Below are 15,176 nucleotides of genomic sequence, written 5' to 3'. Positions count from 1 at the left end.
CTCCGACGCAAGGTCGCCGCTTGGGACGACGACTTCCTCGCAAGCATCATCGCAGCTTAAAATTTTCACCCGATTCCCCTGGCCACCATCGATGTCATCGCCGACCGTCTGCTGCCCGGCGAGACGCTGCCCAAGATCACGTTTTCGGCCTGGAACGAGACCGCGTTTCGCGACCGGGTGATCGCATCCGGTCGTCGTCGTCTGGTGGTCTGCGGCACGGAAGCCCATGTCTGCGTGTTGCAGACCGTGCTTGACGCCGCTCGCAGCGGCTTGCAGCTTGCGGTGGTGGCCGATGCCGTGGCCAGCCGCGCACCGGCCAATCATGCGCTGGCACTCAGCCGGATGGCATCGCACGGCGTCGAGATCGTCTCGACCGAAATGGTGCTGTTCGAATGGCTGGAGCATGCGGGCGACGACCGCTTCAAGGCGGTGCTGCCGCTGATCCGCTGATCCACCGATCCACAGACGGGGCGGCCTCCGCCTCGTCGTCACTGCCCGTCCTGCCTGCGGAAAGATCGCTCCGATGTCTGATCGCCTGCCCCTGTTGCTGCTGCCCGGTCTGCTGTGCGACCATGATCTGTGGGCGGCGGTTCTGACCGGCCTGTCCGATCAGGCGCAGATGACCGTGGCCGATCTGACCCGCGATGACAGTGTGTCGGCGATGGCGGCGCGGGTGCTGGACGACGCGCCGACCGGCCGCTTCGCCCTGGCCGGGCTGTCGATGGGCGGCTATGTGGCACAGGAAATCATGCGCCAGGCGCCGGAGCGGGTGATCGGTCTGGCCTTGCTCGACACCTCGGCCCGCCCCGACAGCGACGACCAGAAGCTGCGCCGCCGTGCCCTGATCGATCTGGCCGGGCGCGGCCGGTTCAAGGGTGTCACCCCGAAACTGCTGCCGATGCTGATCCATGAACGCCGGCTGAGCGACGGTGCCCTGACCGGTCGGATCATGGCCATGGCCGAGCGGGTGGGGCAGGCGGCCTTCGTCCGCCAGCAGGAAGCGATCATCGGGCGGGTCGACGGGCGGGGCGATCTGTCGCGCATTGCCTGCCCGACGCTGGTGGTCTGTGGGCGGGATGATGCCCTGACGCCGCTGCCGCTGGCCGAAGAGATGGCCGCCGCCATCCCGGGCGCGGTGCTGCGGGTGGTCGAGGATTGCGGTCATCTGCCGCCGATGGAAAGGCCCGACCAGGCCGTGGCGGTCCTGGCCGACTGGCTGGACCGGCTGACCCTCTGAGGGTCTGACCGTCCCGGCGGTCATCGGACCCGGGTGGTCATCGGATCATTGGCAGAGCAGGGCGGCACCGGTGGCATCTGCATGGACCATCCGGCCGGCGGCAATGGTGAGTGCCACGCGCGGGCAGGTTGGGTCGCGATCATCGATCATCGCGATATCGGCCCGCAGGCCTTCGGCGATACGGCCGCGGTCGTCGAGCCCGGCCGCCTGTGCCGGGGCCTGCGACACCAGATGCCAGGCCCGGCCAAGCGTCAGCCGCTGTGATGCCGCCAGGACAAACGGACAGGCCAGCATGGCGGTGTGGCTGTAGTCGCTGGCGATCAGTGTCGCGGCGCCTTCTGCAATGGCGGTGCGTGCGTCGAGCCGCCCGGCATGGCTGGTGCCGCGCAGGATGTTGGGAGCACCGACCATCACCGCATCGCCGGCTGCCACCGCCGCGTGCGCCGTTGCAAGGTCGAGCGGAAATTCGGCGATCCGGGCACCCATGGCCCGGTTGGCGGATCGCATCGCCGGATCGACATCGTCATGCGACAGCAGCGGCACGCCGGCCTGACGGGCTGCGATCGCCAGATCGCGCGCGCCGGCCCATTGGGCATCGCGATCGGCTGCAAGCTCGTCGATGCGGGAGATCAATGCCGCGGTCGTCAGGCCCGAGCGTCCCGCCGCGACCGCGAGCTTTTCGGGGCGTGCGCGCATGGCGATGAAATCCGGCAGGTGGTCGTTCAGCGCCAGAAGGTCGATCCAGCCATCGGCGACCCAGCGGGCGATCCGGGGCACGGCCGCGGCATTGGCCACTTCATGGCGCAGGTGAATGCGGGTATCGACCATCAGCCCTGGCCGCAGGCGCCGGATGGCGGTGACCAGTGCCCCGGCGGCGTCCAGGCTGCGCAGGCCCGGCTCCCAGGAGGCGGTGATGCCATGGGCGGCGGTGGTGATGCCCAGCGCCGCCATCTGGCGGTCGGTATCGATCAGCCCCAGATCGGTCGGGAAGTGGACACCGGGGCGCGGCATCACCTGGCGTTCGAAGGCGTCGCCATGAAGATCGACCATGCCCGGCGCGACCAGCAGATCCCCCACATCCAGCACACGGCCGGTCGTGGCTGTCGCCCTGGCGCCATCCGCAGCGAATGGCTCGGCCCTGGCTGTCATGATGCGTGTGCCGGTGATGACGACCCGCCCGGGACGTGGCTCGCCGCCGTCGATCAGCAGCCGGCGGCCCCGGATCTCGATGCGTCCCGATGTCACGGCCTGGGCGGTGATGGGCGTCGGCATATCCTGTCGTCCTTCGTGCGGTCCACGACCCCGACGGGCCGATGCTGCCGCACAATAGGATGACGCCCCTGCGGGCGGATGTGAAACTCCTGTGAACGATCTATTGTTTCACACTGCCGATAAAACGATCCACTTCGCTGCGCAGATGCCGTGACTCGTCGTCCAGTGCCGATGCCGCTTCGACCACGTGGCGCGCGGCGCTGCCGGTGTCGCGCGCGGCACTGCCGACGCCGGCGATGATGTCCGACACCCGGTGTGTGGCGCTGGCCGCATCGGCCGTGGCATGGGCGACCTCGCGGGTGGCCGCCGTCTGTTTTCTTCGGTCGAGGCGGCGATGGTGGTCGTGGTGCCATCCAGCGCCGCGATGGCGGCGGCCACCGCGTCGGAGGTGCCGGCAACCCGGGTGATGGTGCTGCGGATCTGATCGATCTGCATGCTGATCTCCTCGGTTGCCTTCTGGGTCTGACCTGCCAGGGTCTTGACCTCGTTGGCCACGACCGCGAAGCCGCGGCCGGCTTCCCCGGCGCGCGCCGCCTCGATGGTGGCATTCAGTGCAAGAAGATTGGTCTGCTCGGCGACGGATCGGATCAGGGTCACGATCCGGCCGATGCTTTCCGCACCGCTGATCAACTCGCTCATGGCGACCCGGCCGGCATCGACATGGTCGACCGCGTCTCGCGACAGCGTTTTCATCCGCTCAAGCTGGCGGGCGATTTCGCTGGCGGTCTGGCTCATCTCCTCGGTGGCCGCGGCCGCGGAGGCAACGGCCCGGCTGGCATCCGCCGCCGCCATATCGACCGTATCGGCGCTGCTGCTGGTCTGGTCGGCATTGGTCGACATCCGGCCGGCCGTGTCGCGCATCGCGACCGCCGCGTCGCCGACGCTGTCGACGATGGTGCCGACATTGGATCGGAAGGCATCCACCAGACCGCGCAGAGCCTCGGCCTTCTCGGTCCGTCCCCGTTCCAGATAAACCGTGATCGCCAGATCCATGTCGAGCAGCGCCGCACGGATCAGCACGCTGCCATAGCGGGCAAGCCTGTCGTTGCGCCGGCCGAACAGCCCACGTTCCATGTCATGGGTCAGCCGGTCCAGCAGCCCCGACAGAATGAAGGCATAGCCGCCGATATACCAGCGAGGCTCCAGGCCCAGCCGGGCATGGGTTTCACCGATCCGGCGCACCGAATTGACATAGATGTCATCGAAGCGGCCGTCGGCGATCACAAGCCAGTGTTTGTACTGGCCATCGCGGGCGCGGTTCTGTCCGCTGTTGCCGTCGAACATCTTGCCTAGCTCCGGATAGCCGCGCAGATGCTCATAGAATGCCTGAAGCACCACTGGCAGATGCTTTTCCAGGAACGGCTTCAAGGTTCTGAGATCGGCCTTGGCCGTCTCGTCCAGACGCATGAATGCGAGCCGGTCCCAGGCTTCGGCGGTACCGGAAGATGAAGTTGCCATGTTCATGACCAGCCTTTTTTATGGCGCACGCCACTAGACGCTAAAGTTCGCTGCCAATCTACTGTCACAACTCTTAGCGAAGGGTAAATGGCTCGGCACAAATTGATGGAATCAGCCGTAGCGAGCAAAAATCAGCGATCAATAGGCAGCGTGGAGGTACCTGAAGCGGCGGAGTTCGACCTCACCGAAACTGCATTTCGCAACGAAAGCGTGGCTGAAATATTAACAGGAACCGCCATACAAACTGTAATGGTGGATAGAAGGATGCCATGCCTGATGTCACGCGGGTTGGTGCGTCAGGGCGAATTCGCCACGACGGCGCAGGCCTGGACGGGATTGTCGGAACCGCTATCCGACGCGCCCTGTCGGGCGTGTGGGCAGGCGTGCGTCGTTGCAGAACCCGATACACCCATTGTCGAGCATCGGGTTGCGCAACGGCGTCATGGCGTGAAACAGCGCCTGGAACAAGGGCGCGTAGCCGGCGGCATTCGCGGTTTCCGGCACCATGGAGCCCTGGGTCACGCTGACCGCGCTGTCGCCATAGCAGATTGCGAGGCCGATCTGGTGGGGTATGTCGGACGGCGCCGTGGCCGTGGCAGGTGGGGGGGCGCCGGTATCGGTCATGTGGATGGCGCGTGGTGTGCAGGCATCGGGGCGGCTGGTCACATTGCCGCCGGGTTGGACCACCAGATAATAACCGTCCGGCACCGTCCCCTCGGGCGGCGTGACGCGCGTGAAGCCTGCCGATTGTCGGGGATAGCCGCGTTCCAGGGCTTCCAGAACGATATCCCCGCCGGTCGAGGCTTCGATGCCGCCGAGCGGCCGGGCGATGACCACCGGCATTTTTGTATCGCGAAACGCCCGATCGACAGCGCTGCGGTCGTAGAAGCTGCTGAGGAACGGGTTCTCGACGCGGCTGAAGCCCGGGCCGGCGCAGGCCGACAGGACCGGCAGCACCAGTGCCGCCACGCTTGCGCACCGCCCTATCGATCGTGAGCTCATGAAGATCTCTCCGTCTGATGAGCCGGCCGGGGCCGGATGCGTGCAGGGCTCCCGATCAGGGGCCACCGTGTCTGGTACCGGAATCTCCCGGCTGACTGAGCAGGATCACCGCCTGGCCCAGGGCCTGATCCAGCGCCAGGGGGTTGCCTGCGGCCACGGTCGCGGCAGCCAGCGTCTCGCCGGTGCCGGTGCAGAACGCCAGTTGAAGGCGAATGGTTCCGCCGGCCGGCCTTGCGCTGTCAGAGCCCACGACCGGTTCCGGCCGCGGATCGGTTGCGATGCGCCGGTCGCAGGCAGCACTCCAGCGGGCCATCGGCTGGTCGCTCAGCAGCACATAGGCGCCGCCGGGCCGTGCCTGTTCCGGTGTCGGCGCCATTGCCCGGGGCAGTGGCCGTCCGATGGCGCGGCGAACGGCGTCGGCCAGCATGTCGTCGGACAACTGTCCGCCGGGCGCGGCAGGGCCGGTCTCGATGACGATCGGCGGCCCGCCGGCGAGGAAAACCGTCAGATCCTGCTGCATCGCCCAGCCCGCGCGGCGTGCGCTTTCAATGCGGTTGGCACTGCCTGTGCAGGCACCGAGCATCAGAGCGGCCGCCGTGACGCCCGTCATCAGTATTGCGCGGCGCGGATGACCCGGATGGCGGCCGGCGTCGGGGCGGAAGGTCGTCTCTGTCATGATCGTCACCTCGGCCGTGGATGGTCGGCGAACCGCGGGCCCGGTCTCAGGGGCCGCCGCAGCTTAGTTTCCGCGCCGTCGCTCATTCTCGCGCGGGTTGCGCATCAGCACCAGACACTGCGCCGTCAGATCCTCCAGCGGCGAGACGACCTGCAGGTCAATGGGTGCTGTCGCCGTGGCAGTGGCCGCCATGTTGCGCCCACTACAGATGCTGATCCGCCAACGCACCACGGTGGCGCCATCATCGGGCGCGGATGCCGGCATCATGTCCGCCGGCTCCACGGTATCGGCCACGCAGACATCGGCGGTGTTGGCGAGCGGTGGATCGAAGCGCACCAGAATATGGGGCGCGGTTCCCTGATTGGCCAGAACGACCACGCTGTCGGCAGGGCGGTTCAGCGCGCGACCGATCCCGTCGACCACGGCGGCTTCGGTCGCGAGGGTGTTGAAGCCCGGCAGCGTGCCGCGCACCACCACCTGAAGCGGGGTATGCGCCAGCATCATGCGCATGTCGGTATCGCTGACCCAGCCGGCATGGGACACGCTTTCGACGACGATCACCTCGTCACGACATGCCGATACCGATATCAGAAGGAAGGCGGCAAGGCATGCCCCTGCCATCCTGCCGCTGAAACACAGGATGCCGGGCATGATACGCATGATGTGCACTCATTGATGACGAGCGGAGACCGCTTCCATAGTCTGCCGCCGAGGATCGGCCTTTCCGGATCAGACGTCGAGGGCTTCCGTCACGAAGCGGGCATTTTCCTGGATGAACTGAAACCGCTTCTCGGGCCGTTTACCCATCAGCGTTTCCACCCGTTCGGCCACCAGCAGGCGACTGCCTGGCTCCACCGCCACCCGCAGCAAGGTGCGGGTTTCAGGCGCCATGGTGGTTTCCTTCAACTGCCGCGCCGGCATCTCGCCCAGGCCCTTGAAGCGGCTGATCTCGGTCTTGCCACCCTTGAACCGGGTGTCGAGCAGGTGCTTGAGGTCGGCATCGTCGCGGGCATAGGCGGTGTCGCCCCCCTTGGCGACCCGGTACAGCGGCGGCACCGCCAGATACAGATGGCCATTGTCGATCAGCGACGGCATCTGGCGATAGAAGAAAGTCATCAGCAGCGACGCGATGTGGGCACCGTCGACATCGGCATCGGTCATTATGATGATGCGTTCATAGCGCAGATCCGCGACCTTGAACTCGCGGCCGGAGCCACAGCCCAGCGCCAGGATGATGTCGTTGATTTCCTGGTTGGCCTTCATCTTGTCGATGGAGGCGCTGGCGACGTTGAGGATCTTGCCGCGCAGGGCCAGCACCGCCTGGGTGTCACGCCGGCGGGCCTGTTTCGCCGATCCGCCGGCCGAGTCACCCTCAACCAGGAACAATTCTGTGCCGTCGGCCTCGTCGCGGGTGCAGTCGGCAAGCTTGCCGGGCAGACGCAGCCGGCGGGTTGCCGTCTTGCGGCCGACCTGTTTTTCTTCCTTGCGGCGCAACCGTTCCTCGGCCCGGTCCAGCACGAAGGCCAGAAGGTCGTTGGCGGCGGCAGGATTGGCCGTCAGCCAGTGTTCGAACCGGTCGCGGATCGCATTCTCCACCAGCCGCGTGGCCGGAGCCGAACTCAGACGGTCCTTGGTCTGGCCCTGGAACTGCGGATCGGGGATGAAGATCGACAGCAACACCACGGCGCCACCCAGGATGTCGTCGGCGGTGATCTGCTGGGCGCGCTTGGCGGCGCGCGCCTGCTTCTGGGACATTTCGGCAAAGGCGCGCAGAGCCTTCGTCAGCGCCGCGCGCAGGCCCTGTTCATGGGTGCCGCCAAGCGGGGTCGGCACCGTATTGCAGTACCACGAGGTGTAACCGGCGCCTTCCAGGGGCCAAGTGATCGCCCAGTCGATCTTGGACTGGCCCTCGCTTTCCACCAGACCGGTGAAGGCCTCGGGCGTCACGGTCGGCCCGTCGACCAGAGTGGCCAGGAAATCGGCCAGGCCGCCAGGGAAGTGAAGGGTCTCTTCGGCCGGAACCTCGCTGTCGGCGGCAAGCAGCGCCGGGTCGCAGGCCCAGCGGATCTCGACCCCGCGATGCAGATAGGCTTTCGACCGCACCAGCCGGTAGAGCGTGACCGGCTTGAAGCGCAGATCGGCGAAGATTTCGTGATCCGGATGGAACCACACCGTGGTGCCGCGGCGGTTCGGGGCCGCCCCCTTCAGGGCCAGCGGAGCCAGCGGCCGGCCACGGGAATATTCCTGCGACCACAATTTGCGATCGCGCGCGACCTCGATCACCATCTTGTCCGACAGGGCGTTCACCACCGAGATGCCCACGCCATGCAGGCCGCCCGACGTCGCATAGACCTTGCCGTTGAATTTGCCGCCGGCGTGCAGGGTGGTCAGCACCACTTCCAGGGCTGACTTGTCCTTGTATTTCGGGTGCGGATCCACCGGGATGCCGCGACCGTTGTCGCGGACCATCAGGGTGTTATCTGCCTGTAGGGACACCTCGATGCGGGTCGCGTGGCCTGCCACCGCCTCGTCCATCGAATTGTCGAGGATTTCGGCGGCCAGATGGTGCAGTGCACGATCATCAGTGCCGCCAATATACATGCCCGGCCGCCGGCGAACCGGTTCGAGGCCTTCAAGCACCTCGATATCGGCCGCCGAGTACCCTGTGCTGCCGGTTCCGGCCGCGTCGCTGTCGAAGAGATCTGACATGGCGCGGATTATAGGAATCGCGCCGATCACCGGCAAGGGCTACAGTCGATGTCACGTCGCGCTTCGCGATGTTGTGGTGCGAAAACCCGGGTCTGAGGAGGCTATGCCACATGAATCCGCCTGAACAGACGGGCCGCGCCACCGACGACGCGGAAGCCGGCACCTCCATGCGCCCCACCGGAGAGCCGGAACTGCGGACTGTCGCCATGCCGGCCGACGCCAATCCGTCGGGCGACATCTTCGGCGGCTGGGTGATGGCGCAGATGGACATCGCCGGCGGCATCGCTGCCAGTCAGCGCGCCCGCGGCCGGGTGGTGACGGCTGCCGTGGATGCCATGAGCTTCCGCAAGCCGGTGCGGGTAGGCGATGTGGTCAGCATCTATTGTTCCGCCGCCGGCCATGGCCGCAGTTCGATGCGCTTCCACGTCGCCACCTGGGTGCAGCGCCGGCGGACCACGCTGGCTGACGTGCACGAGGAACTGGTGACCGAGGCGGTGTTCACCTTCGTGGCGGTGGATGGCGAGGGTCGTCCGCGTCCGCTGCCCGATTGAGCAGCCCCGAAACCCGCGCCAGATCCTGATCGCGCCGCTGTTCCAGCACCGCCTGAAAGGCCGCGACCAGCGGCGGGGCGGTTTCGGCGGGCCTGCGCAGCAGCGTGGTCACGAAGGGCAGGGCGGGCGCGAATTGTCTCAACACCAGCCCGTCGCTCAGAAAATCCAGCGCGGTCAGCGGGTTGACCACGCCGATGCCGATGCCTTGCGCCACCATGGCGCAGAGCGCTGAACTGGTCGGCGTCTCCACCAGCCCGTGCGGCACGACATCATGCGCGGTCAGCAACCGGTCCAGGCGCTGACGGTACGGGTCGACCGCGGCCAGCATCACCAGGCGATACCGGCTCAGATCCTGTGGTGAGACGCTCGCCTGCGCCGCCAGGGGATGGCCGGCCGGCATCACCGCCACCTCGTTGCAGGCGGTGAAGGCCTGTGTCTCCAGGCTCGACACATCCAGCTCATAGGCGGCGATCCCGATATCGACCGCGCGATTGCGGGTCGCCTTGATCACATCCGACGACAGCAGGGGCGTGACGGTCAGGCTGATGCCGGGATGGCGGCCAAGCAGATCGGCGATGGCGCGGGCCATGAAGCCCTGGGCAAAGGCCGGCAGGCAGCCGATGCGCAGGTGTCCGGTGCGGCGCCTGCGCAGATTTTCAGCCACCTGTGCGATGCGGTCCAGGCCGGCATAGCTGTCGCGCACCGTCTCGATCAGGTCGCGGGCCTCGGCCGTCGGCTCCAGCCGTCCGCGCACCCGGGCGAACAGCGTCAGGCCGGTGGCATCCTCAAGCTGCCGCAGCGACCGCGTCACCGCCGGCTGGGAGGTGTTCAGCACGCTGGCCGCCGCCGTCACCGTGCCGACGGTCATCACCGCCATGAAGGCGTCGAGCTGGCGCATGGCGATCTTCATCACGCGCGCTCCCATATCAGAAATGCATAGCCGGCCGTTATTTCGGCATTGGACCGATATAGCATGCAGCATGGATGATTCCGCCCGCAAGCCCTGAATACTGCGGGGATGGCAGGTGCCATGCCGTCGGAATAGCGAGCGAGACATCATGACGACGATCGAAACTGATACTACACCGGATAGCGGGCGCCGTGTGCCGCCGCTGGTGATGCCGGTTGCCGACGATACCCGCGGTATAGGCTGGGCGGTTCTGGCGGTGGTGCTGTTTGCGATGATCTTCATGTCGGGCAAGCTGGCCGGCGGGCTGGTGCCCGCGCTTCAGATCATGTGGCTGCGCTATCTGGGCGGGTTGATCACGGTGGTCATCACCATCAGCCTCGGCCGCCGCTGGCGCATGATGGGCACGCGACAGCCGGCCCTGCATGCCCTGCGTGCCGGGTGCGGCGGGCTGGGCGGGATGGCGGCCATCCATGCGGCAACGGCGATGCCGGTTACCAATGCCGCCGCGATCGGCCTGCTGGAAGGGCTGTTCACGGTGTGTCTGGGCGTGGTCCTGCTCCGCGAGCGGATGCCCCCCGCGCGCTGGGCCGGTGGCGCACTCTGTCTTGCCGGCGCCGTCGTCGTGGTGTTCGGCGGTGACGATGGTGTGCGGTTCACGCCAGCGATGTGGGCGCCCGCCCTGATCGCATTGGCAGGTGCGCTGCTGATTGCCGTCGAAAGCATCATGATCAAGACGCTGGCACGGTCGGAAACCCGGCTGGTGGTGCTGTTCTATGTCAACCTGTTCGGGGCCATGCTGCTGGGCGGACCGGCGCTGCTGGTCTGGGCACCGTTGCCGCCGCTCTGGCTGCTGGGCTTTCTGGCATTGGGGCCGGTGGCGATCATCGGTCAGACCTGCAACATTCAGGCCTACCGGCTGGCGGATGCCGCCACTCTGGGCCCGGTGCGCTACACCTGGATCGTCTTCAGTGCGCTGATCGGCTGGATGCTGTTCGCAGAGCAGCCGGGCCCGGCGACCCTTGCCGGCGGTGCGCTGATCCTGGCGGGCGGGATCTGGCTGGCCCGCAGTGGTCGCAGGCTGCGTCCCTGAAGAACACGTCCCGGCACGAATACCTCCGGAAACGCCGAGGCCGCCGTCTCGTTCCGAAGAACGAAGACGACGGCCCCGTCGGTCGACCGTCACCAGCAGATCACATCGCGAAGGCCCCCGCTCCTCGCTCTGCAACCCTTACGCCGGCGCGATCAAACACTCAGAGATCACACGCTGTAGTAGTTCTTGAACTCCACAGGATGCGGCGTGTGCTCCCAGTCATAGACCTCTTCCATCTTCAGCTCGATATAGGAATCGATCTGCTCGTCGGTGAACACGTCGCCCTTCTTCAGGAACTCACGGTCAGCGTCGAGAGCTGCCAGCGCTTCGCGCAGCGAGCCGCAGACGGTCGGAACGTCCTTCAGTTCCTCTGGCGGCAGGTCATAGAGATTCTTGTCCATCGCCTCGCCGGGATGGATCTTGTTCTCGATGCCGTCGAGGCCGGCCATCAGCATGGCCGAGAAGGACAGATAGGGGTTGGCGGTCGGATCCGGGAAGCGGACCTCGATGCGCTTGCCCTTGGGGCTCGCGACATAGGGGATGCGGATCGAGGCAGAGCGGTTGCGCGCCGAATAGGCGAGCAGCACCGGGGCCTCGAAGCCTGGGATCAGGCGCTTGTAGCTGTTGGTCGACGGGTTGGTGAAGGCATTCAGCGCCTTCGCATGCTTGATGATGCCGCCGATGTAATAGAGGCACATTTCCGACAGGTCGGCATAGCCCGACCCGGCGAAGAGGGGCTTGCCATCCCGCCAGATCGACTGGTGGGTGTGCATGCCCGAGCCGTTGTCGCCCGAGACCGGCTTCGGCATGAAGGTCACGGTCTTGCCGAAGGCATGGGCGACGTTGTGGACCACATACTTGTACTTCTGCACGCCATCGGCGGTTGCCGTCAGAGTGCCGAAGCCCGTGCCCAGCTCGTGCTGTGCGGGGGCGACCTCATGATGGTGCAGCACCGGGGTCATGCCCACGGCCTTCAGCTGCTCCAGCATCTCGCCACGAATGTCGGCTGCGCTGTCCACCGGCGGCACCGGGAAATAGCCGCCCTTGACCTTCGGACGATGGCCGGTATTGCCCTCGTCATAGCTGCGGCCGCTGTTCGAGGGCAGCTCCAGCTCGTCGACCTCGTAAGAGGCGCCGAACATGCCGACCTTGAAGCGGACATCGTCGAACAGGAAGAACTCCAGTTCGGGACCGAAATAGGCGGTGTCGCCCACGCCGGTATACTTCAGATAGGCTTCGGCACGCAGCGCGGTCGAGCGCGGATCGCGATCATAGCCCTGGCCGGTCGACGGCTCCAGCACGTCGCAGGTCACGACCAGGGTCGGCTGTGCTGCAAAGGGGTCGATGAACACGGTCGAGCAGTCGGGCATCAGGATCATGTCCGACTCGTTGATCGCCTTCCAGCCCGAGATCGACGAACCGTCGAACATCACGCCGTCGGCGAAGGTGCCCTCGTCCACCGCCTCGGCATAATAAGTGGTGTGCTGCCACTTACCGCGCGGGTCGGTGAAACGGAAATCGACAAACTTGATTTCGTTTTCTTTGATCTGTTCAAGGACAGTCTTCGCGTCCGACATTTTCTATCCTGCCTGTTGCATGGCTTGGCTGGACTGCGGTGGTCCCGGGCACTCTCTGAAACGAGACGGCACAAGGACACACCAACCGTTCGGCCCGCCGTCAGGCGTCTGCGGGGGCAGGCCGAGAACTCAAGCATAGGGCACCGTTTGTCTGCGGTGCAGGTAAATNCGACGGTGATGGCTTCATCCGCGACGGTGATGGCTTCATCCGCGACGGTGATGGCTTCATCCGCGACGGTGATGGCTTCATCCGCGACGGTGATGGCTTCATCCGCGACGGTGATGGCTTCATCCGCGACGGTGATGGCTTCATCCGCGACGGTGATGGCGGAAGCTGGCCCGGCCGTCAGGTGACGCGGGGGTCAGAGCGCGTCGTTGCCGCGCTCACCCGTGCGGATGCGGATCGCATCCTCGACCGGGGTGACAAAGATCTTGCCGTCGCCGATCCGGCCGGTATGGGCAGCCTGCTGGATGGCCTCGATCGCCCGCTCGACCTGCGCATCGCCGACCACGATCTCGATCTTCACCTTCGGGAGAAAATCGACGACATATTCGGCGCCACGGTACAGCTCGGTGTGACCCTTCTGGCGCCCGAAGCCCTTGGCCTCGGTCACGGTCATGCCCTGAAGGCCGATCTCGTGCAGCGCCTCCTTCACCTCGTCGAGCTTGAACGGCTTGATGATGGCTTCGATTTTCTTCATCTCGGCGGCTACTCTCGTCAGTCGCGCGCATGGGCCGGAACAACCGGGCCGGCCGTGGTCATGATCGCGTCGTCATGAACCGGGCGTCAAGGTCCGGGGCGGGGGTGTCGGTTGCGCGCGGTCGCGCCGTGCCGTCACCGGCAGGTGGCGCGCACCACCCACACCGACAATCGTTTGCACGGAGCGTGCCAGTTTGTCCAAGTCTCTGGTACATCATGGACAATGCCTCAAATGCCCTGAATGCAGGCCGAGACTAGCAGGATTGGTGGCTAAAAGACAGGCACAGACTGCCTAAATCACAGGCAGGGGTGCCAGCATCTGTGCAGCGCCCTTGTCGCCCCCGGTGGCTTCTGCGATCCTGCGACTTCAGGCTTTCGTCAATCCAACCGGCGATTGAAATATATCGGGTTCGGGCTTCAGCAGGAAAACACCGTGCAGTTCGCCAATCAGATCCTCTCAGGCTATGGCACAACCATCTTCACCGTGATGAGCGCGTTGGCGCAGGAACACGGCGCCGTCAATCTGGGGCAGGGCTTCCCCGATTGGGAGGGGCCGGAAGAGGTCCGCCGCATCGCGGCCGAGGGATTGATGAACGGCTATAACCAATACCCGCCGATGGCCGGTATTCCGGAGCTGCGCCGTGCGGTGGCGGCCCATGACCGCCGCTTCTATGGCATGGATGTCGATCCGATGCGCGAGGTGATCATCACCTCGGGGGCCACCGAGGCGTTGGCCGCCGCCCTGCTGGGCCTGCTCAATCCCGGCGACGAGGTGGTGCTGATCGAGCCGCTTTATGACAGCTATCTGCCGATCGTTCAGCTGGCTGGCGCTGTGCCGCGGCTGGTGCGGGTGGAGCCGCCGTTATGGGATCTGCCGCGCGCGGCGCTGGCGGCGGCATTCGGCCCCAAGACCCGTATGCTGGTGATGAATTCGCCGATGAATCCGACCGGCAAGGTGTTCAGCGATGACGATCTGGCCTTCATCGCCGATCTTGTGAAGGCGCATGACGCGATCGCGGTCTGCGACGAGGTGCATGAGCATCTGGTGTTCGACGGCCGCCGGCACACGCCGCTGATGACCCTGCCGGGGATGCGGGAGCGCACAGTCCGCATTGGCTCGGCCGGCAAGACCTTTTCGCTGACCGGCTGGAAGGTCGGCTATCTGGTGGCGGATGCGCCGATCGCGGCGGCGCTCGGTCGGGCACACCAGTTTCTCACCTTCACCACGCCGCCGAACCTGCAGCAGGCGGTGGCGCACGGGCTGTCGATGGATCGCAGCTATTTCGACGATCTGGCCGCCGGCCTGGCCGCCAAGCGCGATCTTCTGTCCGATGGCCTGCGCCGGGTGGGCTTCGATGTGCTGAAGGCGGACGGCACCTATTTCATCGGCGCCGATATCCGGCCGCTGGTCGGCGAGATGGACGATGCCGAGTTCAGCCGCCGACTGACGATCGAGGCCGGCGTCACCTGCCTGCCGTTCAGTGCCTTCTATCAGGCGGGCGATATCCGCAACTTCGTCCGCTTCTGCTTCTGCAAGCGGGAAAGCGTGCTGGAAGAGGCCGTTGGCCGTCTGGAGCGGTTCTTTGCCGCCGGTGGCTTCACCCGCGCCGATGTGCAAACTGCGGCTGTCGGCGCATAAAGCCCTTGACCGGCAGGGCCGCGGCATATTAGAGAAGCGGCACTTCGGTGGCGGGTGTAGCTCAGTTGGTTAGAGCGCCAGATTGTGGCTCTGGAGGCCGTGGGTTCAATTCCCATCACTCGCCCCATTCCCCCTCATGGGTCACCATGATGCGGACGGACTGAACCGGAGACGGTATGATGCAGACGGCGCGGCCCTGCCAGGGTTCGCGCCGTTTGTCGTTCGGGTCTGGCCAGTGATCGGGATGATCAACGGTCGACATTCAGCCGGATTAGCATTACAGTTGCGTATTTCCTAAAGTTCTGAATCAATGGGTAACCATGATTCGGAGGGTCATGGAATGTCTGGTTCGCTT

The 15,176-nt window shown here is 65.7% G+C and carries 16 protein-coding genes and 1 tRNA gene; 7 read left to right on the top strand and 10 right to left on the bottom strand.

The features are described from left to right. Nucleotides 1–228, bottom strand: a 228-nt coding sequence (locus IEW15_RS26155; protein WP_229708587.1) for a hypothetical protein, incomplete at its 3' end; no start/stop codon positions are given. On the opposite strand from IEW15_RS26155, the gene IEW15_RS23270 reads away from it, so the two are divergent. Both IEW15_RS23270 and IEW15_RS23265 read left to right on the top strand, forming a co-directional pair. After that, entirely contained in the window at nucleotides 178–450 is a 273-nt protein-coding gene (locus tag IEW15_RS23270; RefSeq protein WP_229708584.1) for an isochorismatase family protein, read from the top strand. The genes IEW15_RS26155 and IEW15_RS23270 overlap by 51 nt on opposite strands. Before the next feature lie 73 nt (nucleotides 451–523). Continuing rightward, nucleotides 524–1,237 carry an alpha/beta fold hydrolase gene (locus tag IEW15_RS23265; protein WP_188582536.1) on the top strand — a complete coding sequence of 238 codons (714 nt, stop codon included), beginning with the start codon at nucleotides 524–526 and terminating at the stop codon, nucleotides 1,235–1,237. A gap of 45 nt (nucleotides 1,238–1,282) precedes the next feature. On the opposite strand, the gene IEW15_RS23260 is transcribed toward IEW15_RS23265, so the two are convergent. The 6 genes from IEW15_RS23260 to parE form a co-directional block, all read right to left on the bottom strand. Then, nucleotides 1,283–2,509: an alpha-D-ribose 1-methylphosphonate 5-triphosphate diphosphatase gene (locus IEW15_RS23260; protein ID WP_188582533.1), complete on the bottom strand. Its 1,227-nt coding sequence runs from the start codon at nucleotides 2,507–2,509 to the stop codon at nucleotides 1,283–1,285. Between the two features lie 108 nt (nucleotides 2,510–2,617). Next, a complete protein-coding gene (locus tag IEW15_RS26415; RefSeq protein ID WP_306432668.1) occupies nucleotides 2,618–3,973 on the bottom strand; it encodes a globin-coupled sensor protein in 1,356 nt (451 codons plus the stop codon). 342 nt (nucleotides 3,974–4,315) lie between these two features. After that, nucleotides 4,316–4,969, bottom strand: coding sequence for a hypothetical protein (locus IEW15_RS23250; protein WP_188582531.1), 654 nt, complete (start codon nucleotides 4,967–4,969; stop codon nucleotides 4,316–4,318). Nucleotides 4,970–5,024: 55 nt separating this feature from the next. Further along, nucleotides 5,025–5,645, bottom strand: a complete 621-nt coding sequence (locus IEW15_RS23245; RefSeq protein ID WP_188582529.1) for a hypothetical protein — start codon at nucleotides 5,643–5,645, stop codon at nucleotides 5,025–5,027. Nucleotides 5,646–5,708: 63 nt separating this feature from the next. Continuing rightward, complete coding sequence (locus IEW15_RS23240) at nucleotides 5,709–6,305, bottom strand: hypothetical protein (protein ID WP_188582527.1); 597 nt, start codon at nucleotides 6,303–6,305, stop codon at nucleotides 5,709–5,711. Nucleotides 6,306–6,374: 69 nt separating this feature from the next. Next, complete coding sequence (parE, locus tag IEW15_RS23235; RefSeq protein WP_188582525.1) at nucleotides 6,375–8,354, bottom strand: DNA topoisomerase IV subunit B; 1,980 nt, start codon at nucleotides 8,352–8,354, stop codon at nucleotides 6,375–6,377. A 110-nt stretch (nucleotides 8,355–8,464) separates the two neighbouring features. Here parE and IEW15_RS23230 point away from each other — a divergent pair, with 110 nt between their 5' ends. After that, nucleotides 8,465–8,905 carry an acyl-CoA thioesterase gene (locus IEW15_RS23230; RefSeq protein WP_372045109.1) on the top strand — a complete coding sequence of 147 codons (441 nt, stop codon included), beginning with the start codon at nucleotides 8,465–8,467 and terminating at the stop codon, nucleotides 8,903–8,905. Here the strand turns inward: IEW15_RS23230 and IEW15_RS23225 are convergent. Further along, the gene (locus IEW15_RS23225; RefSeq protein ID WP_188582523.1) at nucleotides 8,853–9,815 is read right to left on the bottom strand and encodes a LysR substrate-binding domain-containing protein; all 963 of its coding nucleotides are present in this window, start codon (nucleotides 9,813–9,815) and stop codon (nucleotides 8,853–8,855) included. The genes IEW15_RS23230 and IEW15_RS23225 overlap by 53 nt on opposite strands. Before the next feature lie 148 nt (nucleotides 9,816–9,963). Between IEW15_RS23225 and IEW15_RS23220 the strand changes: the two genes are divergently transcribed. Next, entirely contained in the window at nucleotides 9,964–10,905 is a 942-nt protein-coding gene (locus tag IEW15_RS23220; protein ID WP_188582521.1) for a DMT family transporter, read from the top strand. A gap of 167 nt (nucleotides 10,906–11,072) precedes the next feature. Here the strand turns inward: IEW15_RS23220 and glnA are convergent, their stop codons facing one another. Beyond that, the gene (gene glnA, locus IEW15_RS23215; protein WP_188582517.1) at nucleotides 11,073–12,482 is read right to left on the bottom strand and encodes a type I glutamate--ammonia ligase; all 1,410 of its coding nucleotides are present in this window, start codon (nucleotides 12,480–12,482) and stop codon (nucleotides 11,073–11,075) included. Between the two features lie 177 nt (nucleotides 12,483–12,659). On the opposite strand from glnA, the gene IEW15_RS23210 reads away from it, so the two are divergent. Beyond that, entirely contained in the window at nucleotides 12,660–12,836 is a 177-nt protein-coding gene (locus IEW15_RS23210) for a hypothetical protein (RefSeq protein WP_188582515.1), read from the top strand. Between the two features lie 8 nt (nucleotides 12,837–12,844). Here IEW15_RS23210 and IEW15_RS23205 read toward each other — a convergent pair whose 3' ends face one another. Beyond that, the gene (locus IEW15_RS23205) at nucleotides 12,845–13,183 is read right to left on the bottom strand and encodes a P-II family nitrogen regulator (RefSeq protein WP_014745508.1); all 339 of its coding nucleotides are present in this window, start codon (nucleotides 13,181–13,183) and stop codon (nucleotides 12,845–12,847) included. Nucleotides 13,184–13,615: 432 nt separating this feature from the next. On the opposite strand from IEW15_RS23205, the gene IEW15_RS23200 reads away from it, so the two are divergent. Next, the gene (locus IEW15_RS23200; protein WP_188582513.1) at nucleotides 13,616–14,821 is read left to right on the top strand and encodes an aminotransferase; all 1,206 of its coding nucleotides are present in this window, start codon (nucleotides 13,616–13,618) and stop codon (nucleotides 14,819–14,821) included. A gap of 50 nt (nucleotides 14,822–14,871) precedes the next feature. Next, nucleotides 14,872–14,948 (top strand) — tRNA-His (locus tag IEW15_RS23195). Nucleotides 14,949–15,176: the final 228 nt, after the last annotated feature.

The sequence above is a fragment of the Tistrella bauzanensis genome, assembly GCF_014636235.1.
GTDB classification, from domain to species: Bacteria; Pseudomonadota; Alphaproteobacteria; order Tistrellales; family Tistrellaceae; genus Tistrella; species Tistrella bauzanensis.
Note: the sequence above shows the minus strand (reverse complement) of the source record. Positions and strands in the feature narration are given on the sequence as shown.